The organism is Cupriavidus phytohabitans (genome assembly GCF_000426345.1).
Taxonomy (GTDB): Bacteria; Pseudomonadota; Gammaproteobacteria; order Burkholderiales; family Burkholderiaceae; genus Cupriavidus.
This window is the reverse complement of record NZ_AUFE01000231.1, coordinates 1-1,369: the sequence shown is the minus strand read 5'-3', so window position 1 is coordinate 1,369 and position 1,369 is coordinate 1. Positions and strand designations below refer to the sequence as shown.

Annotated in this window: 1 protein-coding gene; it reads right to left on the bottom strand. The window is 56.6% G+C overall.

Going from position 1 to position 1,369, the window contains the following annotated elements; genetic code table 11:
* Positions 1 to 492 precede the first annotated feature (492 nt).
* Positions 493 to 1,287 carry an enoyl-CoA hydratase/isomerase family protein gene (locus K309_RS0134935; protein ID WP_064737487.1) on the bottom strand — a complete coding sequence of 265 codons (795 nt, stop codon included), beginning with the start codon at positions 1,285 to 1,287 and terminating at the stop codon, positions 493 to 495.
* Between the last annotated feature and the right edge of the window lie 82 nt (positions 1,288 to 1,369).

Below are 1,369 nucleotides of genomic sequence, written 5' to 3'. Positions count from 1 at the left end.
CAAGCAGGGCGGCGGCCCCTCGAACCTCGTCATCTGTCAAGGGTTCGCGGGGGGAATTGCGATTTTATTGGCGGCTTAACTTGGATGGATTGGGTCTATTGGGGGCGATACTGCTCGAACGAGCAGCGTCTAGGAGGCGTCAATATGGGCTTCCCGCGGGGCAGAAAATCTGACTTTGATTGTCCGATTGACCGAACTGAGCCTATTGCTGTCGCTCTGCTCTAACGAATCTGGTTCGAGGGGACTAGCGCAGGCGAGTCAACTTCATCGAGTTGACGAGGTCATTTGATGGACGGTCGCATTGGACGACCAGTGCGGAGGTGGGAGCGATCGTACAGGCGGCGGCGACGTCACTGCAGCATGCCAGCGCAACGCTCCAGCGTGCTCTCGATGGAATGACAAACACGGCTCCAATGAATGCAATCCCGACGGGGTGAACGCCGTGGCGGACGCATGATCCACTAATAGCCGGCTCAACAGTCCAGGACGCAGTTATTTCCCTTGAAATGTCGGATTTCGCTTCTCGAGGAAGGCTCGTAGTCCCTCCCGAGCATCCTGAGATTCATAGCAGACATTCTGTGCTGCGGTCTCCCGCGCCAGTGCCTCGCACAGGCCTCCCTGATGGTGCTGTTGGACAGCTCGCTTCGCCAAGCGGATTGGAATAGGGGCGTTGCGTGCAATAGTTTGAGCCATCGAGTGGGCGCGGTCCATGAGGTTGGATGGTTCGACCACTTGGCTTACCAAGCCAAGCCGTAACGCCTCCTCCGCATCCAAAGTGGCACCTGTACATATGAGCTCGTATGCCTTCGAACTTCCCAGGATTGCTGGCAGCAAGTACGTGCCTCCATAGTCCGGCATCATTCCCCGCATAGTGTGGGCTTGGGAGAACCGGGCGTGGGTGGACGCAATACGAATATCTGCAGCCAATGCCAGGTTCATTCCCGCCCCCATGGCCGGGCCATTCACTGCTGCTATCACTGGCTTTCTTGCCTCATAGACGGCGAGTAATGTGCGGTCACGAATCGGTTCTGTTTTCTCCGTGATTGTCTGGCCGTGGGCAGCGCGTTGGTAAAGTTCTCTCAAATCCCCGCCAGCGCAGAAAGCGCTACCGGCACCCGTGAGAATGATGGCTCGGACGTTGTCGTCTCCATCTGCGGCTGCCATCGCTTCAATGATGTCTTCTCGGATGGTTCCACCCAAAGCGTTACGACATTCGGGGCGATTCAAAGTCACGACTGCTATATTGCCGTCTATTGAACAGAGCGCGCTGCCATACTGTAAGGTCATTTTTCAGTCCATGTAATAGCGCCGAGAACGAACGCTGGGTACGACGAACGGAGATGGAGTTGTCTAGCGCCTTCGAGGGTGC

Coding starts and splice junctions, on each gene's coding strand:
- K309_RS0134935 (WP_064737487.1), bottom strand. CDS start 1,287: ATGACCTTACAGTATGGCAGCGCGCTCTGTTCAATAGACGGCAATATA.